21 protein-coding genes are annotated in these 23,858 nt (G+C 63.9%); 18 read left to right on the top strand and 3 right to left on the bottom strand.

Annotation, left to right across the window (positions count from 1 at the left end):
* The first annotated feature begins 273 nt into the window (after positions 1 to 273).
* The 8 genes from CK224_RS24705 to CK224_RS24670 all read left to right on the top strand — a co-directional run bounded on the left by CK224_RS24705 (position 274) and on the right by CK224_RS24670 (position 8,171).
* Positions 274 to 1,512, top strand: a complete 1,239-nt coding sequence (locus CK224_RS24705) for an ABC transporter substrate-binding protein (RefSeq protein ID WP_095783548.1) — start codon at positions 274 to 276, stop codon at positions 1,510 to 1,512.
* An 85-nt stretch (positions 1,513 to 1,597) separates the two neighbouring features.
* Positions 1,598 to 2,491 carry a sugar ABC transporter permease gene (locus tag CK224_RS24700; RefSeq protein WP_067004111.1) on the top strand — a complete coding sequence of 298 codons (894 nt, stop codon included), beginning with the start codon at positions 1,598 to 1,600 and terminating at the stop codon, positions 2,489 to 2,491.
* A 13-nt stretch (positions 2,492 to 2,504) separates the two neighbouring features.
* Complete coding sequence (locus tag CK224_RS24695; RefSeq protein WP_095783605.1) at positions 2,505 to 3,428, top strand: carbohydrate ABC transporter permease; 924 nt, start codon at positions 2,505 to 2,507, stop codon at positions 3,426 to 3,428.
* A complete protein-coding gene (locus tag CK224_RS24690; RefSeq protein ID WP_176478014.1) occupies positions 3,428 to 4,537 on the top strand; it encodes an ABC transporter ATP-binding protein in 1,110 nt (369 codons plus the stop codon). The genes CK224_RS24695 and CK224_RS24690 overlap by 1 nt, the downstream gene beginning before the upstream one ends.
* Before the next feature lie 49 nt (positions 4,538 to 4,586).
* Positions 4,587 to 5,333, top strand: coding sequence for a sugar phosphate isomerase/epimerase (locus tag CK224_RS24685; RefSeq protein ID WP_095783547.1), 747 nt, complete (start codon positions 4,587 to 4,589; stop codon positions 5,331 to 5,333).
* Between the two features lie 11 nt (positions 5,334 to 5,344).
* Positions 5,345 to 6,487: a Gfo/Idh/MocA family oxidoreductase gene (locus CK224_RS24680; protein ID WP_095783546.1), complete on the top strand. Its 1,143-nt coding sequence runs from the start codon at positions 5,345 to 5,347 to the stop codon at positions 6,485 to 6,487.
* A 107-nt stretch (positions 6,488 to 6,594) separates the two neighbouring features.
* Positions 6,595 to 7,641 carry an L-glyceraldehyde 3-phosphate reductase gene (gene mgrA, locus CK224_RS24675; protein WP_095783545.1) on the top strand — a complete coding sequence of 349 codons (1,047 nt, stop codon included), beginning with the start codon at positions 6,595 to 6,597 and terminating at the stop codon, positions 7,639 to 7,641.
* Positions 7,642 to 7,766: 125 nt separating this feature from the next.
* Positions 7,767 to 8,171, top strand: a complete 405-nt coding sequence (locus CK224_RS24670) for a Fur family transcriptional regulator (RefSeq protein ID WP_059184736.1) — start codon at positions 7,767 to 7,769, stop codon at positions 8,169 to 8,171.
* A gap of 47 nt (positions 8,172 to 8,218) precedes the next feature.
* Here the strand turns inward: CK224_RS24670 and polA are convergent, their stop codons facing one another.
* Positions 8,219 to 11,182 (bottom strand): DNA polymerase I, encoded by a 2,964-nt coding sequence (polA, locus tag CK224_RS24665; RefSeq protein ID WP_176478013.1) that lies wholly within the window; start codon positions 11,180 to 11,182, stop codon positions 8,219 to 8,221.
* A gap of 434 nt (positions 11,183 to 11,616) precedes the next feature.
* Between polA and CK224_RS24660 the strand changes: the two genes are divergently transcribed.
* From CK224_RS24660 to CK224_RS24625, 8 genes are all read left to right on the top strand, one after another.
* Positions 11,617 to 13,002 carry a M20/M25/M40 family metallo-hydrolase gene (locus CK224_RS24660; protein ID WP_067004101.1) on the top strand — a complete coding sequence of 462 codons (1,386 nt, stop codon included), beginning with the start codon at positions 11,617 to 11,619 and terminating at the stop codon, positions 13,000 to 13,002.
* A 140-nt stretch (positions 13,003 to 13,142) separates the two neighbouring features.
* Positions 13,143 to 13,763, top strand: a complete 621-nt coding sequence (locus CK224_RS24655; protein ID WP_095783543.1) for a ribonuclease D — start codon at positions 13,143 to 13,145, stop codon at positions 13,761 to 13,763.
* A gap of 65 nt (positions 13,764 to 13,828) precedes the next feature.
* Positions 13,829 to 14,035: a hypothetical protein gene (locus tag CK224_RS24650; RefSeq protein ID WP_095778715.1), complete on the top strand. Its 207-nt coding sequence runs from the start codon at positions 13,829 to 13,831 to the stop codon at positions 14,033 to 14,035.
* A gap of 57 nt (positions 14,036 to 14,092) precedes the next feature.
* Positions 14,093 to 14,239, top strand: a complete 147-nt coding sequence (locus tag CK224_RS24645; RefSeq protein ID WP_082980768.1) for a hypothetical protein — start codon at positions 14,093 to 14,095, stop codon at positions 14,237 to 14,239.
* A gap of 54 nt (positions 14,240 to 14,293) precedes the next feature.
* Entirely contained in the window at positions 14,294 to 15,349 is a 1,056-nt protein-coding gene (locus tag CK224_RS24640; protein WP_245426185.1) for a beta-propeller fold lactonase family protein, read from the top strand.
* Positions 15,350 to 15,526: 177 nt separating this feature from the next.
* The gene (locus CK224_RS24635; RefSeq protein ID WP_067004095.1) at positions 15,527 to 15,910 is read left to right on the top strand and encodes a hypothetical protein; all 384 of its coding nucleotides are present in this window, start codon (positions 15,527 to 15,529) and stop codon (positions 15,908 to 15,910) included.
* Positions 15,911 to 16,108: 198 nt separating this feature from the next.
* On the top strand, positions 16,109 to 18,343 hold the full coding sequence (locus tag CK224_RS24630) for a transglycosylase domain-containing protein (RefSeq protein ID WP_095783541.1): 2,235 nt from the start codon (positions 16,109 to 16,111) through the stop codon (positions 18,341 to 18,343).
* 63 nt (positions 18,344 to 18,406) lie between these two features.
* The gene (locus CK224_RS24625; RefSeq protein WP_067004093.1) at positions 18,407 to 19,156 is read left to right on the top strand and encodes an SDR family oxidoreductase; all 750 of its coding nucleotides are present in this window, start codon (positions 18,407 to 18,409) and stop codon (positions 19,154 to 19,156) included.
* 66 nt (positions 19,157 to 19,222) lie between these two features.
* Here CK224_RS24625 and ybaL read toward each other — a convergent pair whose 3' ends face one another.
* Both ybaL and CK224_RS24615 read right to left on the bottom strand, forming a co-directional pair.
* On the bottom strand, positions 19,223 to 21,025 hold the full coding sequence (ybaL, locus tag CK224_RS24620; protein ID WP_245426182.1) for a YbaL family putative K(+) efflux transporter: 1,803 nt from the start codon (positions 21,023 to 21,025) through the stop codon (positions 19,223 to 19,225).
* Positions 21,026 to 21,235: 210 nt separating this feature from the next.
* Positions 21,236 to 21,676, bottom strand: a complete 441-nt coding sequence (locus tag CK224_RS24615) for a host attachment family protein (RefSeq protein WP_164747059.1) — start codon at positions 21,674 to 21,676, stop codon at positions 21,236 to 21,238.
* Between the two features lie 419 nt (positions 21,677 to 22,095).
* On the opposite strand from CK224_RS24615, the gene cysG reads away from it, so the two are divergent.
* Complete coding sequence (cysG, locus tag CK224_RS24610; protein ID WP_095783540.1) at positions 22,096 to 23,544, top strand: siroheme synthase CysG; 1,449 nt, start codon at positions 22,096 to 22,098, stop codon at positions 23,542 to 23,544.
* Entirely contained in the window at positions 23,541 to 23,846 is a 306-nt protein-coding gene (locus CK224_RS24605; RefSeq protein ID WP_095783539.1) for a DUF2849 domain-containing protein, read from the top strand. The genes cysG and CK224_RS24605 overlap by 4 nt, the downstream gene beginning before the upstream one ends.
* Positions 23,847 to 23,858 lie beyond the last annotated feature (12 nt).

The following is a 23,858-nucleotide window of genomic DNA, read 5'->3' as shown; positions in this document are numbered from 1 at the left end:
GATTGCCAACGCCCGTGATCAATGGGCAGGTCGCACTCGTTGCGGTCAGCGCTGGAGGGGTGGACTGAAAGCCACTGGAATCATAAACAAATCTCGATTTACCTCTTCTTTTTGCATCGATTGGCCGCACCATCGACTCTCCGACAGGCCTTTTGGAGAGGATTTTGTTCGTGCCCGAAGAAATCCCATGCCGTTTACATTCGAGGGGTTGCCTATAAGGGCCATTTGCCGTATCGAAAATCTGTAACGTTTCAGATTCTGGGAGGAACCGAAATGCGATACAAATTCCTGACCGCCGCGTTCGCTGCGACGGCCGCGCTGAACTTCGCCGGACCGGCGGCCGCGACCGATCTCGAAGTCACCCATTGGTGGACTTCGGGCGGCGAGGCGGCGGCGGTGGCCGAACTTGCCAAGGCGTTCGACGCGACCGGCAATCACTGGGTCGACGGCGCCATCGCCGGTTCCGGCGGCACAGCGCGGCCGATTATGATCAGCCGCATCACCGGCGGCGACCCGATGGGCGCCACCCAGTTCAACCACGGCCGGCAGGCGGAGGAACTCGTCCAGGCCGGGCTGATGCGCGACCTCACCGATCTCGCCACCAAGGAAAAGTGGACGGAAATCGTGCGGCCGAAGAGCCTGCTCGACTCGTGCACCATCGGCGGCAAGATCTATTGCGTGCCGGTCAACATCCATTCCTGGCAGTGGCTGTGGTTGTCGAACGAAGCCTTCCAGAAGGCCGGCGTGCCGATGCCGAAGGACTGGAATGAATTCGTGTCGGCTGCGCCGGCGCTGGAAAAAGCCGGCATCATCCCGCTCGCCGTCGGCGGGCAGCCCTGGCAGGCGTCCGGCGCCTTCGACGTGCTGCTTGCCGCCGTCGGCGGCACCGACGCCTTCCTCAAGGTCTACAGGGACAAGGACGCCAAATTCGCAGGCGGTCCCGAAATCGCCAAGGTGTTCAAGGCCGCCGACGACGCCCGTAAGATGGCCAAGAACACCAATGTGCAGGACTGGAACCAGGCGACCAATCTGGTCATCACCGGCAAGGCCGGCGGCCAGATCATGGGCGACTGGGCGCAGGGCGAGTTCCAGGTCGCCGGCAAGACCGCCGGCAAGGACTACACCTGCCTGCCCGGCCTCGGCCTGAACGAGGTCATCGCCACCGGCGGCGACGCGTTCTACTTCCCGCTGCTCAAGGATGCCGGCAAGGCCAAGGCTCAGGAAGTTCTGGCCGAGACGCTGCTCGACCCGAAGACCCAGGTCGCCTTCAATCTCAAGAAGGGCTCGCTTCCGGTGCGCGGCGACGTCGACCTCAACACGGCGAACGACTGCATGAAGAAGGGCCTCGCCATCCTCGCCAAAGGCGCGGTGATCCCGTGGACCGACCAGCTCTTGTCGCAGGACAGCCAGAAGCAGAAGGAGGATCTGTTCTCCGAATTCTTCGCCAAGCCCGACATGACGCTTGAAGAGGCGCAGAAGCGCTTCGCCGACATCATCGCGTCGGCCGACTGATCAACGGCGCCCCCGCCAGCTCCCGGCCCCCGCCTATCCGGGGTCGGGAGCGTGATGTCCTCATTGTCCCAGCCCGGCTGCCGAGATGAGCAACAGCGAACGCCCCAACCAGCTTTTACGCAACCTCAACGCCAAGGTCGCATCGATCCCGATGATCCTGACCGCGCTGGTCGTCTTCGTCGGCGGCACGGCCTGGACGGTGCTCTATTCCTTCACTAATTCGAAGCTCTTGCCGCGGCTGAACTTCGTCGGCCTCGACCAATATTACCGGCTATGGGCGACGCCGCGCTGGCTGGTGTCGATCGAGAACCTTTTGATCTACGGCGTGATCTCGCTGTTGTTCTCGCTGGTGATCGGCTTCATCCTCGCGGCATTGCTCGATCAGAAGATCCGCTTCGAGGACACGTTTCGCACGATCTTCCTCTATCCTTTCGCACTTTCTTTCATCGTCACCGGGCTGGTCTGGCAGTGGCTGCTCAATCCCGATTTCGGCATCCAGCGCGTCGTGCGCGACCTCGGCTGGACGAGCTTCAGCTTCGATCCGCTCTACAATTCCAGCATCGTCATCTACGGCATTTCGATCGCGGCGCTCTGGCAAGGCACGGGACTGATCATGTGCCTGATGCTCGCCGGCCTGCGCGGCATCGACGAGGACATCTGGAAGGCCGCACGGGTTGACGGCATACCGATGTGGAAGACCTATCTCTTCATCATCATCCCGATGATGCGGCCGGTCTTTATCACCACCTTGGTGATCATCGCCGCCGGCATCGTCAAGGTCTACGACCTTGTGGTGGCGCAGACCAGCGGCGGTCCGGGCATCGCTTCCGAAGTGCCGGCGAAATACGTCTACGACTACATGTTTTTCGCCCAGAATCTCGGCCAGGGTTTTGCCGCCTCGACCATGATGCTGCTCTCGGTGGTGATCGTCATCGTGCCATGGGCCTACCTCGAATTCGGAGGCAAGAAGCATGGCTGAAGCTGCTGCCTCCATGTCCAGTGACGCTCTTCGGCGCGAAGCCTCGTCGCGCGATGCATCGGGGCCGAGCGGAACGAAGCCGCGGCACGCGCTCTCGCGCCGCAACATCTTCCTCTACGGCACGCTGATCGTCGTGGCGCTCTATTACCTGCTGCCGCTCTACGTGATGATCGTCACATCGCTGAAGGGCATGCCGGAAATCCGCCTCGGCAACATCTTCTCGCCGCCGCTGGAGATCACCTTCGAGCCGTGGGTCAAGGCGTGGTCGCAGGCCTGCACCGGGCTCAATTGCGACGGGCTGTCGCGCGGCTTCTGGAACTCGGTGCGCATCACCGTGCCGTCGGTTCTGCTGTCGATCGCGATCGCGTCGGTCAACGGCTATGCCTTGGCCAACTGGCGCTTCAAGGGCGCCGACACCTTCTTCATCATCCTGATCGTCGGCGCCTTCATTCCCTATCAGGTGATGATCTACCCGATCGTCATCATCCTGCGCGAGATCGGCATCTACGGCACGCTGACCGGCTTGGTGATCGTGCATTCGATCTTCGGCATGCCAATCCTGACGCTCCTGTTCCGCAACTATTTCACGTCCATGCCGGAGGAACTGTTCCGCGCCGCGCGCGTCGACGGCGCCGGTTTCTGGGGCATCTATCTACGCATCATGCTGCCGATGTCGCTGCCGATCTTCGTCGTCGCCATCATCCTGCAGGTGACAGGCATCTGGAACGACTTCCTGTTCGGCGTCGTCTACACCCGCCCCGACACCTATCCGATGACGGTGCAGCTCAACAACATCGTCAACTCGGTACAGGGCGTGAAGGAGTACAACGTCAACATGGCCGCAACCATCCTGACCGGCCTTGTGCCGCTCATCGTCTACTTCGTTTCCGGCAAGCTCTTCGTGCGCGGCATCGCCGCCGGCGCGGTGAAAGGATGATGATGGCAGCAGCGATCGCCAATCCCAGCGTTTCGATCCAGGACCTGTCGCTGAATTTCGGCGTCATGTCGGTGCTGAAGACGCTCAATCTCGACGTAGCCGAGGGCGAGTTCATCGTGCTGCTCGGGCCATCCGGCTGCGGCAAGTCGACCTTGCTCAACTGCATCGCCGGCCTGCTCGACATCTCCGAGGGCCGCATCTTCATCAAGGGCAAGAATGTCACCTGGGAGGAGCCGAAGGATCGCGGCATCGGCATGGTGTTCCAGTCCTACGCCCTCTACCCGCAGATGACGGTGGAGAAGAACCTCTCCTTCGGCCTGCGCGTCGCCGGCGTGCCCAAGGACGAGATCGCCAAACGCATCGCGCGCGCGGCGGAGATCCTGCAGATCGAGCCGCTGTTGCAGAGGAAGCCGTCGGCGCTTTCCGGAGGCCAGCGGCAGCGCGTGGCGATCGGGCGGGCACTGGTGCGCGACGTCGACGTCTTCCTGTTCGACGAGCCGCTCTCCAACCTCGACGCCAAGCTGCGGTCGGAATTGCGCGTCGAGATCAAGCTTTTGCACCGCAGGCTGCAGAACACGATGATCTACGTCACCCACGACCAGATCGAGGCGATGACGCTGGCCGACCGTATCGCGGTGATGAAGGGCGGCGTCATCCAGCAGCTCGATGCGCCCCAGACGATCTACAATCGCCCGGTCAACCGCTTCGTCGCCGGCTTCCTCGGCTCGCCGGCGATGAATTTTATCAAGGGGCACCTGGAAGCAAGCGACGCGCCGGTGTTCAAGGCCGACGGTGTTTCGGTGCCGCTCGGCCGTTATCAGTTCGACAACGAAGGCGGGCGCGCCGCCAAGCCCTGCGTGTTCGGCATCCGACCGGAGCATATCGCTTTTGGCGAAGCGGCGAGGGCCATGCCGTTCACCGCCGAGTCAACTGTCGAGATTGTCGATCCGATGGGCTCCGACACGCTGGTGTGGACGAAGCTCGGCGGCCAGATCCTCTCCTTCCGCGTCGAAGCCGACAAGACGCTGCGCAGCGGCGACGCGATCCGCATCGGCTTCGATCCGGCGCGCGCCTCGCTGTTCGACGCCGAGACCGACAGTCGCCTTTAACCTCCCAGACCACAACCTCCCGGAACCATCAAACAGAACGGACAGACAGATGAACTGGTCATTCCAACTTTACAGTGCCCGCAACTTCCAGCCATGGGACGGCGTGCTGAAAATGCTCGGCGAACTGGGCTACAAAGAAGTCGAAGGTTTCGGCGGCGTCTATGACGATCCCAAGGCTTTCCGCGCCGAGCTCGACAAGAACGGGCTCGCCATGCCGACCGGGCATTTCTCGATCGATGCGCTGGAGAAGGATTTCGACGGCGTGCGCAGGATTGCCGATGTGCTCGGCATCTCGCTGCTCATCTGCCCCTACCTCATGCCCGATGCGCGGCCGGGCGATGGCGCCGGCTGGCGCGGCTTCGGCGAGCGGCTTGCCAAGGTGGGCGACACCGCGAAGAAGGCCGGCTACGGCTTTGCCTGGCACAACCATGATTTCGAGTTCAAGCCGCTCGTCGACGGCTCGCTGCCGCAGGAGCACATCCTGTCCGCCGCGCCCGACATCGGCTGGGAGATGGACGTCGCCTGGGTGGTGCGCGGCGGCGCCGATCCGCTGCCCTGGATCGAAAAGCACGGCAAGCGCATCAGTGCCGTCCACGTCAAGGATATGGCGAAGCCGGGGGAGGGGCTGGACGAGGACGGCTGGTCGGATGTCGGCCACGGCACCACCGACTGGGCCGGCCTGATCAAGGCGTTGCGCGCGAAAAGCGCGACGAAGTACTTCGTCATGGAGCAGGACAACCCCAACGACATCGAGCGCTTCGCCCGTCGCTCGATCCAATCCGTCAAGAATTACTAGGACATACCATCATGGCAAACAAACTTGGCGTAGGCGTCGTCGGCTGCGGCAACATCTCGAAGGCGTATTTCTCGCTGGCGCCGCTCTTCCGCGGCATCGAGATGCGCGCCTGCGCGGACATCAACATGGACGCGGCGAAGATGCGGGCGAAGGAGTTCAAGCTTCGCGCCGAGACGGTCAACGACCTTCTCAAAGATGACGACATCGATATCGTCGTTAATCTCACCATTCCGGCCGTGCACTATGACGTGTCGAAGGCGGTGCTCGACGCTGGCAAGCACGTCTATTCGGAAAAGCCCTTCGTGCTGTCGGTCAAGGAAGGACTGGATCTCAAGAAGCGGGCGGAGAAGAAGGGGCTTCGCATCGGCTCGGCTCCCGACACGTTTTTCGGCGGCGCGCATCAGCTGGCCCGCGATCTGATCGACAGCGGCAAGCTTGGCAAGATCACCAGCGGCACCTGCCATGTGATGGGCCATGGCATGGAACACTGGCACCCCAATCCCGACTTCTTCTTCCAGCCGGGCGCCGGTCCGGTGCTCGACATCGGCCCGTACTATGTCACCAACCTGATCCAGCTGATCGGGCCGGTGAAGCAGGTCGCGGCTTTCGCGGCGACGCCGGCCAAGGAGCGCACCATCAGCTCCAAACCGCGCGCGGGCGAAAAAATCCCGGTCAACACGCCGACCACCATCCATGCGCTGCTGGAATTCGCGAATGGCGCGGTGGTGACACTCAACACCTCGTGGGACGTGTGGAGCCACGGCCATGCGCCGATGGAGCTCTACGGCGAGGCGGGCACCGTCTTTGTGCCGGACCCGAATTTCTTCGGCGGCGAAGTCCGCTTCACCGATGCGACCAAGCCGGTGAAGAAGCTTCCCAAGTGGGATCATCCGTTCGGCGTGCCCAATGAGATGCACAGCCAAGGCATGATGGCCAACTACCGCACGGCAGGTCTTGCCGACATGGCGATCGCGATCGGCGAAGGGCGGCCGCACCGCTGCTCGATGGAGCTTGCGCTGCATGCCGTCGATGTCATGACCGGCGTCCTGCGCTCCGGCGAAAGCGGCAAGTTCGTCGCCATGCAGACGACATGCGAGCGGCCGGCGGCGCTCGGCATCAAGGAAGCGAAGGCGCTGCTGGCGAAGAAAAAGTAGGTGGCAACCCCTCTCCCCGTTTCGGCGGGGAGAGGGTAAAGGTGCGGGGCGAGCATCGATTCAAGTCACTTAGCGGCGATCCCGGCCGCCTCTCCCAAGGATTCCCTATGCCCTATGTCGCCGCCGAGAATCGCTATGAGAAGATGATCTACAACCGCTGCGGACGGTCCGGCCTCAAGCTGCCGGCCATCTCGCTCGGGCTGTGGCACAATTTCGGCAATGACACGCCGCACAGGACCAAGCAGGCGATCGTGCGCAAGGCCTTCGACCTCGGCATCACGCATTTCGATCTCGCCAACAATTACGGCCCGCCGCCCGGCTCGGCCGAGACCGCCTTTGGCGAGATCCTGCGCACCGATTTCGCCGCCTATCGTGACGAGCTGATCATCTCGACCAAGGCCGGCTACGAGATGTGGGCCGGCCCCTACGGCGAATGGGGCAGCCGCAAATACGTGCTCGCGAGCCTCGACCAGAGCCTCAAGCGGATGGGGCTCGATTATGTCGATATCTTCTATTCCCACCGTTTCGATCCCGAGACGCCGCTGGAAGAAACGATGAGCGCGCTCGACCATGCGGTGCGCTCGGGCAAGGCGCTCTATGCCGGCATCTCCTCCTACAATTCGCAGCGCACCCGCGAGGCGGCCGACATCCTGCGGCGGCTCGGCACGCCCTGCCTGATCCACCAGCCGAGCTATTCCATGCTCAACCGCTGGGTCGAGGAAGACGGGCTGCTCGATACGCTGGAAGGGCTCGGCATCGGCTCGATCGTGTTCTCGCCGCTGGCGCAGGGCATGTTGACCGATAAATATCTCGGCGGCATTCCGGAAGGCAGCCGCGCATCCCAGGGCAAGTCGCTGCGTCCGGCCTTCATCAACGATAAGTCGGTCACCAACATCAAGGCATTGAACGCCATCGCTAGCCGGCGCGGCCAGACGCTGGCGCAGATGGCGCTGGCCTGGGTGCTGCGCAAAGGACGCGTGACGACGGCGCTGATCGGCGCCAGCCGGCCGGAACAGGTCGAGGATTGCGTCGGCGCTCTCAAGGCGCTCGACTTCAGCGACGCCGAGCTTGCCGAGATCGACACCTATGCGCGCGAGGCCGACATCAATCTTTGGGCGGCCTCCGCCGAGCGCAAGGGGCCGCCACGCAAGTAGTGGCCCGCGCCGGGCCGCCAGCTGCGGAAACAGTGGCAAAGATGCGCGTTCGTCGCTATCTCATGGACCAAAGGCCGTTCGCGTGCGCAGTCGGCACGCGAAACGACGCGACGACCGGAGACAAGATGACGGCAAGGGATGCGCTGACCAAGAACCAGCTGTGCGTGCTTGAGAAGCTCGAAGCCGCCAGCGGGCCGCTGAGCGCTTATATGCTGCTCGACCAACTGCGCGAGCGCGGGTTCCGGGCGCCGCTGCAGGTCTACCGCGCGCTGGACACGCTGGTGAAGTCGGGCTTCGTGCACCGGCTCGAAAGCTTGAACTCCTTCGTCGCCTGCGCCGAGCCGCACGACCACAGTCATTCGATGACCGCATTCGCCATCTGCGACAGCTGCGGCCAGGTAACCGAAATGTCCGACCATGATGTCGACCACCGGCTGGACGAATGGGTGCGCTCGACCGGCTTCGCCGCCAAGAAGGCGGTGATCGAGTTTCGCGGGGTTTGCGCGAAGTGTAGAGCTGAGGCGGCTTAGCCCCTCGAGTCGTCATCCTCGGGTCAAGCCCGAGGATGACGAAGGTATCAGTGCGCCTCGTCCCAGTTGTCGGCGGCCCGCGCATCGACATGCAGCGGCACCGACATCGAGACCGCCGGCATCGGCGCGTTCTCCATCACGCGGCGCACCACGGGAATTGTCGCTTCGACTTCCGCTTCCACCGTCTCGAAGATCAGCTCGTCATGCACCTGCAAGAGCATGCGGGCCGACAGCTTCGCCTTCTCCAGCGCCTGTTCCATGTGCACCATGGCGCGGCGGATGATGTCGGCCGCAGTGCCCTGGAGCCTCGCATTGATCGAAGCGCGCTCGTTGAAGGCGCGAACCGACGGGTTGGAGGACCTTATGTCCGGATAGTGGATGCGGCGGCCGAAGATCGTTTCGACGAAGCCGTATTCGCGCGCATAGGCCTTGGTTTCCTCGATATAGTCGCGGATGCCCGGGAAGCGCTCGAAATAGCGCTTGATGTAGGCGCTCGCCTCCTCGCGCGGGATCGACAGCTGGTTCGCCAGACCGAAGGCCGAGATGCCGTAGATGATGCCGAAATTGATCGCCTTGGCACGCCGCCGCACTTCCGAAGGCATGCCTGCGACCGGCACGTTGAACATTTCGGACGCGGTGATGGCGTGGATATCGGCGCCGTCCGCAAAAGCCTGCTTGAGCTGCGGGATTTCGGCGACATGGGCCAGCACGCGCAATTCAATCTGGCTGTAGTCGGCCGAGACCAGCTTGTGGCCCTTTTCGGCGATGAAGGCGGTCCTGATCTTGCGGCCTTCGGCGGTGCGCACCGGGATGTTCTGCAGGTTGGGATCGGAGGATGACAGACGACCGGTCGTCGTCGCGGCCAGCGCATAGGAAGTGTGGACGCGGTTGGTGTCGGCATTGATGAAGCCGGGCAAGGCGTCGGTATAGGTCGATTTCAGCTTGGTGAGCTGGCGCCAGTCGACGATCTTGCGCGGCAGCTCGTGGCCTTCGGCGGCGAGGTCTTCCAGCAGCTGCGCCGAGGTCGACCACTGGCCGGTCTTGGTCTTGGAGCCGCCCGGCAGCCCCATCTTGCCGAACAATATGTCGCCGAGCTGCTTCGGCGAGCCGATGTTGATGCGCTCGCCGACGATCCCATAGATCTCTTCCTCGGCGCGGGCGGCGCCTTGCGCCAGCTCACCGGACAGTCTGGAGAGAATCTGGCGATCGACCGAAATGCCGCGCTGCTCCATGCGGGCAAGCACGGGCACAAGCGGCCGCTCCAGCCTTTCATAGACGGAGACGAGACCCTTGGCGGCGAGCCGCGGCTTCAGCAATTGCCACAGCCGCAGCGCCAGATCGGCCTGCTCGCCGGCATAGGCGGTCGCCCGCACGATGTCGACCTGGTCGAAGCCGACCGCGCCCTTGCCCGAGCCGGCAAGCTCCTTCTTCGTGCCTGGCGCATGGCCGAGCCACTTCTCCGACAGCGAGGCGAGGTCATGCCCGCCGGATGTGCCGGCGTCGAGCACGTAGGAGATCAGCATTGTGTCGTCGAACGGGCCGACCTCGATACCATGCCGGCTCATCACGACGATGTCGTATTTCATGTCCTGGACGATCTTGAGGACCGACCGGTCCTCGAGCAGGGGCTTGAGCAGAGCCAGCGCGTCGCGGACCGGGACCTGGTCCGCCAGCATGCCGCCGCCAAGCAGGTCGCCATTGCCGCTCGTGTGGGCGAGCGGCACGTAGGCGGCGCGGCCCGGCGCGATCGCCATGGACAGGCCGATCAAGTCGGCCTGCATCGGATCGGACGAAGAGGTCTCGGCATCGAAGGCAAGGATGCCGGTTTCCCTCGCTTCGGCGATCCAGGCCTTCAGCGCGGCCGTATCGCGTATGGCGACATAGGCCGCGGGATCGATCTTGCGCGCCGTCGCCTGCTCCAGCCGCAGCGCGGAGAGCAGGGAAGGCGTATCGCCCTGCGGTGGGGCATCCTGGGGCCTGACCGGTGCTGCAGGCTTCGCGGCGCCGTTCGGCGTCGCCGCCGGTCTTGAGGCAGTCGGCGTGCCGGCGCCGACATCGGGACCATGTGCGGTGTCGGCGCGCTCGATGATGACACTGGAAGCCTGGACGTCGCCGATCTCGGTTGCAGTCGCTTCCGCGACGCGGCGTGTCAGCGTGGTGAACTCCATCGTCTTCAGGAAGCCGATCAGCTTCGGCCCGTCCGGGGCATGCAGCACAAGGTCGTCCAGCCCCTCCTTGAGCGGCACGTCGTTCTTCAACGTCACCAGCTCGCGAGAGATGCGCGCCTTGTCGGCATTGGCGATGATCGATTCGCGCCGCTTTTCCTGCTTGATCTCGCCGGCGCGCGCCAGCAGGCCGTCAAGATCTCCGAACTGCTCCAGAAGTTGCGCCGCGGTCTTCGGGCCGATGCCGGGCACGCCGGGCACGTTGTCGACGGAGTCGCCGGTCAGCGCCTGCAGGTCGATCATCTTTTCCGGCGGCACGCCCCATTTCTCGATCACCTCGGGAATGCCGATCTGGCGATCCTTCATCGGGTCATACATGCCGACCGTCGGGCCGACCAATTGCATCAGGTCCTTGTCGGAGGAGATGATGGTGGTGTCGGCGCCGACCTCGCAGGCCAGCCGGCAATAGGTCGCGATGATGTCGTCAGCCTCGAAGCCTTCCATCTCGATGCAGGGCAGGTTGAAGGCCACGGTCGCCTGGCGGATCAGGCCGAATTGCGGGATCAGGTCTTCCGGCGGCGCCGAGCGGTTGGCCTTGTATTCGGGATAAAGATCGCTGCGGAAGGTCTTCGCCGAATAGTCGAAGATGACGGCAAAATGGGTCGGCACGATGCCCACGTTCGTGTTGCGGGCGTCCTGCATCAGCTTCCATACCATGTTGCAGAAGCCGAGCACGGCGCTGGTGGGCAGGCCGTCGGATTTGCGGTTGAGCGGCGGCAGCGCGTGGTAGGCGCGGAAAATGTAGCCGGAGCCGTCGACAAGAAAAAGATGATCGCCTTTTTTCATGCCGGCAGGGATAGCGCGGCCAAGCTTCGCGGTCCATGCCAAACGCTTCGGAAACGGCCGGTTCCGGCAACACCCCTGACAGACAGGTCCCGGACAAATTCAGCCGCTCACGGGCATGTTACAAAAGTGTAATCTTCGTGCCCTTGAATCGCCATTTTCACAGACCCAAATAGCTGTCATCGGCAATTTTCGCCGAAGTCCGGAGTAAGGCCCGTCCCCCGCCTATCCCGGGCAACTGCGGCAGCCTATCCCCCCTCTCCGGGCTGCCGCAACGTTTCGAGTAAAGACCGCCGTGGTTCCCCCTCCACCACGGCGGTTCTTTTTTGTCTCCCAGCCCGCGTGTTGCCGACGCCGGAACGCGTGGTCCAACGATCGCGGCTTTGCGTTTTCTGCTCGCCCCTTTAGGGTCGGGCCAGAATCGAAAGGCTGAAGAAATGTCCAGACTCTCCCCCGTCCTTGACCGTCTCGACCAGAACCTCGATCAGAGCCTGGAGCGGCTTTTCGGCTTGCTCGGTATCAAGTCGATCTCCACAGACCCGGCCTTTGCCGCCGATTGCCGCAAGGGCGCCGAATGGCTGGCGGCCGAGCTCAAGCTGATCGGCTTCGACGCCAGCGTGCGCGACACGCCCGGCCACCCGATGGTGGTGGCGCATCACGAAGGACCGGCCGGGGCGCCGCATGTGCTGTTCTACGGCCATTACGACGTGCAGCCGGTCGATCCGATCGAGCTGTGGGAAACGGATCCATTCGCGCCGTCGATCAAGGAGGTCCAGCCCGGACGCAAGGTGATCGCCGGGCGCGGCTCGGCGGACGACAAGGGTCAGCTGATGACCTTCGTCGAGGCCTGCCGCGCCTGGAGGCAGGTGCACGGCAATCTGCCCTGCCGCGTCACGATCCTGTTCGAGGGCGAGGAAGAGTCCGGCTCGCCGTCGCTCAAGCCTTTCCTCGAGGCGAACGCCGCCGAGCTGAAGGCGGATTTCGCGCTGGTCTGCGACACCAGCATGTGGAACCGCGAGACGCCGTCGATCTGCGTGTCCCTACGCGGCATGGTCGGCGAGGAAGTCACCGTCAAGGCAGCCAGCCGCGACCTGCATTCAGGCCTCTATGGCGGCCCGGCCGCCAATCCGATCCGGATCCTTACCAAAATCCTCGCCGACATCCATGATCAAGACGGCCGTGTCACCATCCCGGGCTTCTATGACGGCGTCGAGGAGACGCCCTCGCAGGTGCTGAAATCCTGGGAGGGGCTCGGCGAGACCGCCGAGACCTTCCTCGGACCGGTCGGGCTTTCCATTCCCGCCGGCGAAAAGGGCCGCTCCGTGCTCGAACTCACCTGGGCACGGCCGACGGCCGAGTTCAACGGCATCATCGGCGGCTATACCGGCAAGGGCTTCAAGACGGTGATCGCGGCGGAAGCATCGGCGAAAGTGTCGTTCCGGCTCGTCCACAAGCAGGATCCGAGAAAAATCCGCGCCGCCTTCCAGGCTTTCGTGCGCGATCGGATTCCCGGCGACTGCTCCGTCGAATTCCATCCGCATGGCGGCTCGCCGGCGATCCAGCTTTCCTACGACTCGCCGTTCCTGGCCAAGGCCAAGGATGCGCTCTCCGACGAATGGGAAAAGCAGGCTGTCACCACCGGCGGCGGCGGCTCCATCCCCGTGGTCGGCGATTTCCAGACCTATCTCGGCATGGAATCGCTGCTGGTCGGCTTCGGCCTCGATGACGACCGCATCCATTCGCCCAACGAGAAGTACGAACTCACCTCCTTCCACAAGGGGCAGCGTTCCTGGGCGCGCATTCTCGATGCTCTGACACGCTGAGGTGAACCCGCGGCGACCGCGAAAATCAACTTTCTGTTGATTTTTTTCCGGATCGCGGCAAGGACGGGCGTGATAGCGCAATGCGGGGCGCCTTCGCGTCCAAAAACGGGTGCGCCGCTGGCCGCGATCCGGAGAAGAGAATGACCGACATCCGTTTCCACAAGAACGATCTGCCGGACCTTTCCCGCTACAATGTCGGTGCGGTCGCCATCGACACGGAAACGCTGGGCTTGAACCCGCATCGTGACAGGCTCTGCGTGGTTCAGATCTCGCCCGGCGACGGCAGCGCCGACGTCATCCAGATCGCGCCGGGCCAGAAGGAGGCGCCCAACCTCGTCAGCCTTCTCAGGAACGACGCCGTGGTGAAGCTGTTTCACTACGGCCGTTTCGACATTGCCGTCCTTTATCACGCTTTCGGCGTCATGGCCGAACCGGTTTTCTGCACCAAGATCGCCTCGCGGCTGACCCGTACCTACACCGACCGCCACGGGCTGAAGGATATATGCAACGAACTGCTCGGTATCGGCCTCTCCAAGGCGCAGCAATCGTCGGACTGGGCGGCGGAAACACTGTCGCCCGAGCAGCTCGAATATGCCGCCTCCGACGTGCTTTACCTGCACCGGCTGCGCGAGGTGCTGGCCGCGCGGCTTGCGCGCGAGGGTCGCACCAAGGAGGCCGAAGCCTGCTTCCGCTTCCTGCCGACGCGCGCCAAGCTCGACCTGATGGGCTGGGCGGAAGAGGATATCTTCGCGCATAGCTGACGGAACCCGGCGCATCGAGCGACGTTGCTGCCGGTCCATTGTCGGCGTGAGATGGGAGGGAATGAATGGCAGAGCGCAAACCGATAGCGAGCGCGCCGAAGGACGGCTCGCAGGTCACGATCCTGTGGAACGACGAGCACGGCGTGGTCAACGAATCCGTCGGGCAATACCGCGACGGCGGCTGGTGGGTCTACACCGACAGCAACACCCAGAAAAAAGTCGAGCCGACCAGTTGGCGGCCTGCATCGGCCAATGATGACAGCGACCAGTGAGCGACCGCCGCAGGGCCTCGAAGCAGGCGCGAGACTCGGCAGCAAGAAGGGGGCGAGATGAGACAGAATATGCTCTACCTCATCATCGGCGCGTTGGTCGTCGTGGTCATCGCGCTTGGCATCTACATCTACCGCGAGCAGACCAGGCCGAAGGGCGTGGAGCTGAAGATCGACGACAAGGGCATTTCGATCCAACAGAATTGATCTCACCACGTCCGCATCTCGCGGACTTGACCGGTCGGCTCCGGATAGCGCCTATTGCATCCGGGTCCGCTCGCTGGAGCGGCGGTGGTTTTTGATATGATTCCCCGGATCGATTTCGAGGCCACCGGTGCCGTGAACGATGCGCTCGCCGCGATCGGACGGACCGAGGACCTGCGCTTTTCGCCCGACAACCGCTTGCTTGCGGTCGCCGGATATGGTCGCAGGCGATGCCTGATGCTGCGCATCGACATAGAGCCGACGGCCGGTGCAGCGAGGATCGTTATCCGTGGCTTCGTGGAGCTCAGATCGGACAGCATGGGCGAGGTGCATGGCCTCGATTTCATCGACAACAGGACTTTTGTGGTTGCCAATCGCGATGGGCTGGTTGCGGTCTTCGCCCTGCCGCAAGGCGAACCGGCCGGACAAGGGCACGAAATCTCGCCGCTTCGCGTGATCAAAGGCAGCCGATTTTGCAGATTGAGAACGCCCGGCTCGGTCGCCGTCAGGCGTGAGTCGCATGGCCGGCTCAGCCTGCTGGTCTGTAACAACTACACGCATCGGGTGACCCGCCATGTGATTCACCGGCGATGGGGATACCGCGCCCTGTGGAATCAGCTTCTCCTGGAGCAGGGTCTCGACATCCCGGACGGCATCGCGCTCAGCCATGACGGGCGGTGGGTCGCCGTCAGCAGCCACGGCACCAACGACGTGAAGATCTACGACATGTCGGCACCGCTTGGCCGTGAGACCCGACCCGCCGGTGTCCTGGAAAATGCCAACTACCCGCATGGCCTGCGCTTCACGCAGGACGGCAGCCACATTCTTGTTGCCGACGCCGGCAGCCCGATGGTTCATGTCTATGCAAGCGACGAAGACTGGAAGGGGCGCCGCACGCCGTCGCGTTCGGTCGCCGTGCTCGACGACGAAAGCTTTCTGCGCGGCAGGGCCAGCGTCGAGGAGGGTGGGCCGAAGGGCCTGGATATAGACAAGTCGAACAGCGTCGTGGCGGTGACTTGTCAGGAACAGCCGCTGGCTTTCTACGGCCTGTCGTCGATCGTCGGTCGAAAGGCGGCGGGGCCCGAGTTCCGCGTTCTTGGACGTCCAGGATAAGCCTGTGATTTCGGCTCCATATTCTGGCGACGGCATGAAGAATGACGGGGGCCGCGCGCAGCTCCATCAAATCTTGCCGGCGTGGGCGGCAAACGGATGACGTCCGCGCGGTTCGGCGATATCATGCCGCGTATAGGGAGTTTTGGGGCCGACCAACCTAGCCTCTAGGAGGTTGCCATGAAGCACCAAACACTGGACCAGCTGCACGCCGTTGCCGAGGTCCGCACCGCCAAACCCGTCATGAGCCGAACCCAGCGCCTCGCACGTTGGGCGGAGCTTCTCGAACGTGAGCCAAACCGGCTCCTGACCGCGCTGATCGGCACTGAATATCGTGCCCCGCGGGAACGCAATGTCATGCGGGGCGCCGGCTCGCCCATATCCGTCGCCCTGGAAGACCCCGTTCTGCACGACGAGGGTTTGAAGAACGACACCTACGGCGAAGCAAAACGCTTCTTCGAGCTGACCGACTATCAGCTGCACGAGATCGTCTGCTACTGCCATGTCGGCGATGTCATGCGGGCATCGAGAGCTGCGCTCTCGGTCCGTGCCGTGCTCGACTAGTCCGAGCCGACTCGCCCGCCTATGCAAACGCTGGAGCGCGGCCGGAATCCCACGCCGATCGCGCTCCGTCAGGTGGCCGCTTACCAAACATTTGATTTTCAATCACTTCGATTTTTCCCCACTTAACGCGCCTTTAAACCGCCGCATCTACTCTGCAACCCGAGCGCCATCGGCATCGGGGACAGCAAGCACAGCGCAATGGCGAACCGCAGAGACAGTCGCATCGAACCGAGCTTCGAGGGCTCGCCGCGGGCGAAATCCTCCGACGGCTTTTCGGTCAGCGAGGAGGATCGCGTCGTGCCGGCAAGTCGTGAATCCGCAGCGAAACGCAAATCCGCCAAGGCGAAATCGCGCGGCCGGGGGCGCGATCGCAGCCAGCGCGGGCTGTTTTCCATCTTCGGCCGCCTGCTCTACTGGTGCTTCGTTTTCTGCATCTGGGGCGGCATCGCGGTGGCCGGCGTCGTCGTCTATTACGGCGCCAAGATGCCGGCGGCGACCACATGGTCGATCCCCGACCGCGCGCCCAACATCAAGATCGTCTCGGTCGACGGGCAACTCATCGCAAATCGCGGCATGAGCGGCGGCGAGGCCGTCGGCCTCAATGAAATGTCGCCATATATTCCCGAGGCCGTCGTCGCCATCGAGGATCGGCGGTTCTATTCGCATTTCGGCATCGACCCGATCGGGCTGGCGCGCGCCATGGTCACCAACGTCCTTGGCGGTCATTTCTCGCAGGGCGGCTCGACGCTGACGCAGCAGCTGGCCAAGAACCTGTTCCTGACGCCGGATCGCACGTTGGAGCGCAAGGTGCAGGAAGTGCTGCTGGCGCTGTGGCTGGAGCACAAGCACAGCAAGGACCAGATCCTCGAAATGTATCTCAACCGGGTCTATTTTGGGTCCGGCGCCTATGGCGTGGAGGCCGCCTCGCGGCGGTACTTCGGCAAGAGCGCGCGCGATGTCACGCTTTCCGAGGCAGCGCTTCTGGCCGGTTTGCTCAAGGCGCCGTCGCGGCTTTCGCCGGCGCGCGATCCCAAGGCGGCGGAAGAACGCGCACAGCTCGTGCTCGCCGCCATGCGCGAGGAAGGCAAGATCGGCGACAAGGAATACAAAATGGCGCTGAGCGCGCCGGCGACGCGCTCGCCCTCCTACTGGACCGGTTCGGAGAATTACGTCGCCGACACGGTCATGGAGGAGCTTCCCGACCTGATCGGCGACGTGCGCGGCGATATCGTCATCGACACCACCGTGGATCTGACGCTGCAGAAGCTCGCCGAGCAGTCGATCCGCCGGCTGATCGACGAGAGCGGCAAGAAGCTCAACGTCACCCAGGGCGCGTTGGTGTCGATCGATGATTCCGGCGCCGTTCGCGCCATGGTCGGCGGTTACGACTATTCGACCAGCCAGTTCGACCGCGCCTCGGAAGCGCGGCGCCAGCCGGGATCGGCCTTCAAGCCTTTCGTCTACATGGCGGCGCTGGAAGCAGGCCGCACACCGGACAGCGTGCGCAACGACGCCCCGATCAGAATAGGCAAATGGACGCCGGAGAATTATGGCGGCAAATATTATGGCAAGGTGACGCTGGCCACCGCATTGGCGAAGTCGCTGAACTCGGTGGCGGCGCAACTCACCATGGAGGTCGGCCCCGACGCCGTGGTTGAGGCCGCGCACCGCATGGGCATCCAGTCCGACCTGCAGTCGAACACCTCGATCGCGCTCGGCACCTCGGAAGTGACGCCGCTGGAACTGACCGCTGCCTATGTGCCTTTCGCCAATGGCGGCTACATGCCGGATATCCACTTCATCCAGCGCGTCACCACGGCTAGCGGCAAGGTGCTCTACGAGAACAATGGCGGCAGCGCGCCGCGCGTCCTCAAGGCCGACATCGTCGGCATGATGAACTCGATGATGACGGGCACGGTCGAAGTCGGCACCGCCAAGAAGGCGGCCTTCAACTGGCCCTCGGCCGGCAAGACCGGCACCAGCCAGAATTCCCGCGACGCTTGGTTCGTCGGCTACACCGCCAACCTCACGACGGGTGTGTGGTTCGGCAATGACGACGGCAGCCCGATGAAGAAGGTGACCGGCGGCGCCTTGCCGGCGCAGGCCTGGCACGAATTCATGGTCGCCGCGCATGAAGGCTTGCCGGTCAGGCCGTTGCCCGGCACGTGGAAATCGACGCCGCCCGATACGGTCGTGCCGGACGAGATACCCTCGGCCGACAACTCGCAGCCGGCGCCGCCCGCCCCCGTCGGCCAGTCGAGCCCTGTCGCACGGCAGGCGCGTCCAGCCCAGACGGTCGATGCCGACGGCTTCGATATGCCGAGCGACGGCGGGACTACCGCCTCGGTCGGGCATCCGGTGCCGCCCGGCGATGTCGGCGGCCCGAAGAAAAGGCGCCAGACGTCGATCCTCGACATCCTCAGCGGCGGTTGAGCGGCAACTCGCCTCTCGCAATGGCTGGCGCCTTCGGCTACATGTCCGGCCGGAGATCAAGCCATGGCCGAAATCGACAGCAGAAAAACCATCGTGCTCACCGGCGCCAGCCGCGGCATCGGCCATGCGACGGTGAAACGCTTTTCACGCGAGGGCTGGCGCGTAATTACCTGCTCGCGACAGGCCTTTGCCGAGGACTGCCCATGGCCGGCCGGTCCCGAGGACCACATCAAGGTCGACCTTGCCGATCAGGAGGATGTCGGCATTGCCGTCTCGGAAATCCGCCACCGGCTGGAGGCGCATGGCGGGCAGTTGCACGCGCTGGTCAACAATGCCGGCATCTCGCCCAAGCTCAAGGACGGCGGCCGGATGAACTCGATCGAGACGCCGATGCATGTCTGGCGCGACGTGTTCCAGGTCAATTTCTTCGCGCCGATCATGCTGGCGAGAGGGCTGTTCAAGGAACTCGCCGCCGCCAAGGGCTCGATCGTCAACGTCACCTCGATCGCCGGCACGCGCGTGCATCCATTTGCCGGCACGGCCTATGCGACGTCGAAGGCGGCGCTGGGTTCTCTGACGCGCGAGATGGCGCATGACTTCGGGCCGCACGGCATCCGCGTCAACGCGATCGCGCCGGGCGAGATCGACACGGCGATCCTGTCGCCCGGCACCGACAAGATCGTCGAGACGATCCCGCTGAGAAGGCTGGGCGCCACGTCGGAAGTGGCCGACATCATCTTTTTCCTGTGTTCGGGCCAGGCGTCCTACGTGACCGGCTCGGAAATCCACATCAATGGCGGCCAGCACGTGTGACTTCCATCTCAGCGGCACCGCTTCCGTTATTCGTTTCCTGATCCGCTTGGTTTGTGCAGACGAGCGTCAGGCAGGCTGCGGCCTGATCTCGACAGCGGCGTCGTCCAGCCGAGCAGGTGACATGCCGGTAACCGCCTCGACAATGCCGCGTGCTATTTCGCGCTCGCCCATGATCACGGTGTCGGCGCCGAGAGCCTTGAGATGCTCGACCTCGGCATCGGAATGGGCGCGCGCAATGACGCTGATGCCGGGATTGGCCGCGCGCGCCCGCAACACCACCTGTCCCGCCTCGAAGGCGTTGGGGATGGCGAGGATCAGCCGTTTGGCGCCTTCCGGATTGGTGGCCGCGAAGACGTCCGCATGGGCGGCATTGCCGGCCACCGTTTCGACGCCGTCGGCCCTCAGCTTCGCCAGCGTCTTGTCGGCATCCTCGACGACCAGGAAGGGCAGGGCGGCTTGTTTCAGCGCGGCACCCACGAGGCTGCCGACACGTCCATAGCCGATCAGGATGGAATGGTCGGTGAGTCCCGTTCGCGGCGGCAGACCATTCTCGCTTTCAGACACTGCCGCCGCCGAGGCCACCTGGCCGGGCTCGGTCGCCGGGCCGATCGGCCTTGATTCCTCGGGCTCTGCCGTTTTGCCGGCGCGCTTTTCCAGCCACGGCTTCATCCTGTCGACGATCAGGAACATCAGCGGGTTGAGCAGGATCGACAGGATGGCGCCGGCCAGAATGAGGTCGCGGCCCTGTTCGGGCAGAAGCTTCAACCCGACGCCGAGCTCGGCCAGGATGAAGGAGAATTCGCCGATCTGGGCAAGGCTGGCCGAGATCATCAGCGCTGTCGCGACCGGATAGCGGAAGGCGATCACGATGACGAAAGCGGCGAGCGATTTGCCGATGAGGATGATGGCTAAAGTGGCCAGGATGGGCAGGCCGTTGCTGACCAGGCTGAATGGATCGAACAGCATGCCGACGGAAACGAAGAACAGCACGGAAAAGGCGTCACGCAGCGGCAGCGATTCTTCCGCCGCCCGGTGGCTGAGCTCGGACTCGCCCATGACCATGCCGGCGAAGAAGGCGCCCAGCGCCAGCGAGACGCCGAACAGCTTCGCCGCGCCGAAGGCGACGCCGAGCGCGATGGCAAGCACCGAGAGCCGGAACAGCTCGCGTGAGCCGGTATGGGCGACATAGTGCAGGATCCAGGGGATGACCCTGCGGCCTACGACCAGCATGACGACAACGAAGGCGACGACCTTGGCCAGCGTTATGCCGACCACGCCCCATATGCCGTGGCTGGCGGGCAGCGAAATCAGGCTCGGATGGTCGTCGGCTTGCGGCTGGCCGCCAAGCACGCCGGCGAGCGCCGGCAAAAGCACCAGCGCCAGCACCATGGCCAAATCCTCGACGATCAGCCAGCCGACGGCGATGCGGCCGCGCTCGGTCTCGATCAGCCGCCGCTCCTGCATGGCGCGCAGCAGGACGACGGTCGAGGCGACGGAGAGCGCGAGGCCGAAGACAAGGCCGGCGCCGAGCGACCAGCCAAGCAGCCAGGCAAGGCCGACGCCGAGCAGCGTGGCAAAGCCGATCTGCACGACGGCGCCGGGCACGGCGATCGCGCGGACCGACAAAAGATCCCTCAGCGAGAAATGCAGGCCGACGCCGAACATCAGCAGGATGACGCCGATCTCGGCGAGCTCGTTGGCAAGGCTGGCGTCGGCGACGAAGCCCGGCGTGTTCGGCCCGACCAGCACGCCGGCCACCAGATAGCCGACCAGCGGCGGGATGCGGAATCGGTTGGCCAATGCTCCGAAAACGAAGGCAAGCCCCAAACCAGCGACGATGGTGGCGATCAGGGGCGTGTCATGCGGCATTGTCTATGGAGCGCCTTTCGAGAATTCACGATGTCGATAAGCGCCGCCCGGGGGCCGCCGCCCCTTCGCAATATGGTCGGGGGAGGGGCGGGGACGCAACCACCGCTAGACGGAATTCGGCGCCGCGATCGGACGCCGGATGAGAAAATCAGCGAGCCGCCATCAGGGGCCACGGCATCAATCCCTGCACTGTGCGTTCCTGCGTGCCGCTCAGGCCGCTTTGAGCAGATTCTCGATGTCGAAGACGGTATGATTGGTCAGCGTCTTGGGGATTTCGGCCTGGACTTTTTCGCTGACTTCCTTGTGCAGCTTCTGACGCATCTCGCCGAGCACCTGCGGCGGCGCGATCAGCACGAGCTGGTCGAACTCACCCCGATGCGCAAGCTTGTAGAGCCGGTCGGCAATATCGCTTGCGAAACGTTCCTTGCCGAGGCGATGCCAGTCGGTCTCTTCGATCGCACTGCGTGGTCCTTCGGCATATCGGCCCGGTTTATCGGTGCCTTGCTCCCTGGTGGCGGGATTTTCCTGCTCCATCTCCTGAACGACCTCGAGGTTCGGAAACTTGCTGTCGCCTTCATTGCGGAGGAAAAGCGCCTTTTCGCCGTCGGCCACGACCACCCAGAGACCGCGTTTAAGCTTGATGTTCATGATTTTCCTCCTTGCCTTGAGCACAAATGGAGCCCGCGAGAGCGACTCGACCGACGGGATGGATCGTTAGCGAAACGTGCCGCCGAGCATGATAGTTCCGGATGAACCAACGACTGGAGGATGTGCTGCAGGCGGCAGCGACCTCACCCACCAGCAAGACCGCGTCTTAATCTACTAGGTTGGTAGAATTTAGAAAAAACCGTTTTGCCGTGTCGGCTGCACGGCGCTAAAAACTATGCCGGATCAATAGCTCTCGCAGAGGTGCCCGACCACTTCGAGGCCCGGCGTAGAATTTTTTTCTCCTGCCTTTCGCGGCTGCGAAAAAGCGATTGCCTGCCATCAAGGGATGCGCGAGTGCTTGCCTTCTGGTTTTTCCCAGGCCCGCATAAAACTGCCAGACTGTTCTCGTACTGTTTATCGCCATGTCGCCAGCCAATGCCAAGCTCAACGCCTTCCCCGTCTTCCTGCGGGTCGACGGCGAAGCCGTGGCCATCGTCGGCAACGGCGAGGAGGCACTGGCCAAGGCCAGGCTGCTTGCTCAGTCAAACGCGACGCTGCGCATCACTGCGGACAATGCCGATCCCGAGCTTCTGAATTTCATTGCAACCACCGGCGCTGTCCACGTCGATGTCGCCTACGATGCCGCGCACCTCGAGGACGCGGCCATGGTGTTTGCCGCCAGCGGCGACGAGGCGCTCGACCGTCGCGTCGTCGAAGACGCCCGCCGGCTGGGCATTCCGGTCAACGCCGTCGACCGGCCTGAGCTCTGCGATTTCTTCACACCGGCGCTGGTCAACCGCGCGCCGGTCGCCATCGCCATCGGCACCGAGGGCGCCGGCCCCGTGCTGGCGCAGCTGCTGCGGGTGCGCATCGATCGCATGCTGTCGCCGTCGCTTGGCCGGCTGGCGGCCTTGGCGTCGTCGTTTCGCACTGCTGCCGAGCGGCTGCCAAAAGGCAATCGCCGCCGCCGGTTCTGGAGCGATTTCTTCGCCGGCCTCCCGGCCAAGGCGGTTGAAGCCGGAGAGTTCGCCAGGGCGCATAGTGCTGCGCTCGAACTTCTGGCTTCGGACGCGCCGACCGCAGGTCACATCGCTCTGGTCGGCGCCGGCCCGGGCGCGGAGGATCTTTTGACGCTGCGCGCCCACCGCCTGCTGATGGAGGCCGACGCGATCGTCTACGACGCGCTGGTGCCGGAAGCGATCGTCACCATGGGGCGCCGGGATGCCGAGCGCTTGCCTGTCGGCAAGCGCAAGGGCTGCCATTCCAAGAGCCAGGAAGAAATCAACGCTCTGCTCGTCGAGCTTGGCCGCGCCGGCAAGCGCGTGGTGCGGCTGAAATCAGGCGATCCGCTTGTGTTCGGGCGGGCGGGCGAGGAAATGGCAGCACTTCGCGAGGCCGGCATCGCCTATGAGGTGGTTCCGGGCGTGACCGCCGCCTTCGCCGCGGCCGCCGATTTCGAATTGCCGCTGACGCTGCGCGGCGTGACGTCCTCGATGGTGTTCACCACCGGGCATGACCTCAAGGGCAACTCACTGCCCGATTGGGCAAAGCTTGCCATTTCGGGCGCCACCGTCGCCGTCTATATGGGCCGCTCGGTCGCAGCCGAAGTCGCCGGTCGGCTGATCGAAGCCGGGCTGTCGCCCGATACTGCCGTCGCAGTGGTGGAGAATGCCAGCCTTGGCAATCGCCGCCGCTTCCACGGCACGCTTGCCGACCTGCCGTCGCTGGAAGCGCGCGCCGATCTTACCGGTCCGGTCATGACCATCATCGGCGACGCGGTCGCCGGCGCCAATTTCGAACAATCCGAGCCGCTTGCGGCGCACACGCGTGAAGATACGGCCGGCGTAGCGGCCGAAGGAGTTGAGCAATGAAGGTTCTGACCGCGAACAGGCTCTCGGACGGTATCGCCGTCTGGTACGCCGATGGCGGCTGGGCGGAGACCGTCAGTCGTGCCGACATCGCCCATGACAAGGCGGCGGAGGATCGGCTCGAGGCCATCGGCGCCGCGGCCGCTGCCAACAACGAAGTCGTCGACGTCAACCTGATCGATGTGACCGTGATCAACGGCGTGGTCGAGCCGGTGCGGCTGCGCGAGAAGATCCGCGCCGCGGGCCCCACCATCCGCACCGACATCGGCAAGCAGGCGAGCCCGGCTCCGGCACGGGCGGCATAGAACACAACAAAG

The sequence above is a fragment of the Mesorhizobium sp. WSM3862 genome, from assembly GCF_002294985.1.
Classification (GTDB): Bacteria; Pseudomonadota; Alphaproteobacteria; order Rhizobiales; family Rhizobiaceae; genus Mesorhizobium.
This window is presented reverse-complemented; position numbering and strand designations above follow the sequence as displayed.

What these genes read in the sequence shown, in the direction of transcription:
- CK224_RS24705 (WP_095783548.1), top strand. Translation starts at nt 274, where the DNA reads ATGCGATACAAATTCCTGACCGCCGCGTTCGCTGCGACGGCCGCGCTG.
- CK224_RS24700 (WP_067004111.1), top strand. Translation starts at nt 1,598, where the DNA reads ATGAGCAACAGCGAACGCCCCAACCAGCTTTTACGCAACCTCAACGCC.
- CK224_RS24695 (WP_095783605.1), top strand. Translation starts at nt 2,505, where the DNA reads ATGTCCAGTGACGCTCTTCGGCGCGAAGCCTCGTCGCGCGATGCATCG.
- CK224_RS24690 (WP_176478014.1), top strand. Translation starts at nt 3,428, where the DNA reads ATGATGGCAGCAGCGATCGCCAATCCCAGCGTTTCGATCCAGGACCTG.
- CK224_RS24685 (WP_095783547.1), top strand. Translation starts at nt 4,587, where the DNA reads ATGAACTGGTCATTCCAACTTTACAGTGCCCGCAACTTCCAGCCATGG.
- CK224_RS24680 (WP_095783546.1), top strand. Translation starts at nt 5,345, where the DNA reads ATGGCAAACAAACTTGGCGTAGGCGTCGTCGGCTGCGGCAACATCTCG.
- mgrA (WP_095783545.1), top strand. Translation starts at nt 6,595, where the DNA reads ATGCCCTATGTCGCCGCCGAGAATCGCTATGAGAAGATGATCTACAAC.
- CK224_RS24670 (WP_059184736.1), top strand. Translation starts at nt 7,767, where the DNA reads ATGACGGCAAGGGATGCGCTGACCAAGAACCAGCTGTGCGTGCTTGAG.
- polA (WP_176478013.1), bottom strand. Translation starts at nt 11,182, where the DNA reads ATGAAAAAAGGCGATCATCTTTTTCTTGTCGACGGCTCCGGCTACATT.
- CK224_RS24660 (WP_067004101.1), top strand. Translation starts at nt 11,617, where the DNA reads ATGTCCAGACTCTCCCCCGTCCTTGACCGTCTCGACCAGAACCTCGAT.
- CK224_RS24655 (WP_095783543.1), top strand. Translation starts at nt 13,143, where the DNA reads ATGACCGACATCCGTTTCCACAAGAACGATCTGCCGGACCTTTCCCGC.
- CK224_RS24650 (WP_095778715.1), top strand. Translation starts at nt 13,829, where the DNA reads ATGGCAGAGCGCAAACCGATAGCGAGCGCGCCGAAGGACGGCTCGCAG.
- CK224_RS24645 (WP_082980768.1), top strand. Translation starts at nt 14,093, where the DNA reads ATGAGACAGAATATGCTCTACCTCATCATCGGCGCGTTGGTCGTCGTG.
- CK224_RS24635 (WP_067004095.1), top strand. Translation starts at nt 15,527, where the DNA reads ATGAAGCACCAAACACTGGACCAGCTGCACGCCGTTGCCGAGGTCCGC.
- CK224_RS24630 (WP_095783541.1), top strand. Translation starts at nt 16,109, where the DNA reads ATGGCGAACCGCAGAGACAGTCGCATCGAACCGAGCTTCGAGGGCTCG.
- CK224_RS24625 (WP_067004093.1), top strand. Translation starts at nt 18,407, where the DNA reads ATGGCCGAAATCGACAGCAGAAAAACCATCGTGCTCACCGGCGCCAGC.
- ybaL (WP_245426182.1), bottom strand. Translation starts at nt 21,025, where the DNA reads ATGCCGCATGACACGCCCCTGATCGCCACCATCGTCGCTGGTTTGGGG.
- cysG (WP_095783540.1), top strand. Translation starts at nt 22,096, where the DNA reads ATGTCGCCAGCCAATGCCAAGCTCAACGCCTTCCCCGTCTTCCTGCGG.
- CK224_RS24605 (WP_095783539.1), top strand. Translation starts at nt 23,541, where the DNA reads ATGAAGGTTCTGACCGCGAACAGGCTCTCGGACGGTATCGCCGTCTGG.